Raw genomic sequence first — 601 nt, 5'->3', positions numbered from 1 at the left:
GCACGGAGGAACGCCTCGCCTACCACTCCGCGTTCGTCACCATCCGCACCCCCGCCATCAGCCAGCTCGCCACCCAGGTCCGCACCCTGATGATCCTCGGCCGCCACCAGCAGACCACCGCACGGCCCTCCCTCATCGTCACCGGACCCGCCGCAGCCGGGAAAACCACCGCCCTGCTCAACGTCGGCCGCGCCTGCCACCTCGCCCACACCCGCAAAAACCCGCCCCCGCCCGGATCAGCCCACAGCGCGGCACCCGTGGCGTACGTCCTGGTCCCTCCCGGCGCCACCGCGAAAACCCTCATCGCTGAGTTCGCCCGCTACCTCGGCATCCCTGTCACCGCCCGCATGACCCAGACCCAGATCACCGACGCCGTCTGCCACACCTACACCCAAGCGGGCGTCCAACTCGTCCTCATCGACGAAATCCACCGCCTCAACCCCCGCACCACCACCGGCGCCCAGGCCGCCGACCTACTCAAAGACCTCACCGAACGCCTGGCCGCCACGTTCGTCTACGCCGGCATCAACGTCACCGACACACCCCTGTTCAGCGGCACCCGCGGCGCCCAACTCGCCGGACGCGCCACCCTCATCACCTG

1 protein-coding gene is annotated in these 601 nt (G+C 69.9%); it reads left to right on the top strand.

Features of this window, described 5'->3' with window-relative positions:
* Positions 1-601, top strand: a 601-nt coding sequence (locus BFF77_RS32650; protein ID WP_245704111.1) for a TniB family NTP-binding protein, incomplete at both ends; no start/stop codon positions are given.

The organism is Streptomyces lushanensis, assembly GCF_001700515.1.
Taxonomy (GTDB): Bacteria; Actinomycetota; Actinomycetes; order Streptomycetales; family Streptomycetaceae; genus Streptomyces; species Streptomyces lushanensis.
The sequence above is the reverse complement of the archived record's forward strand: the minus strand, read 5'-3'. Positions and strand labels throughout refer to the sequence as shown.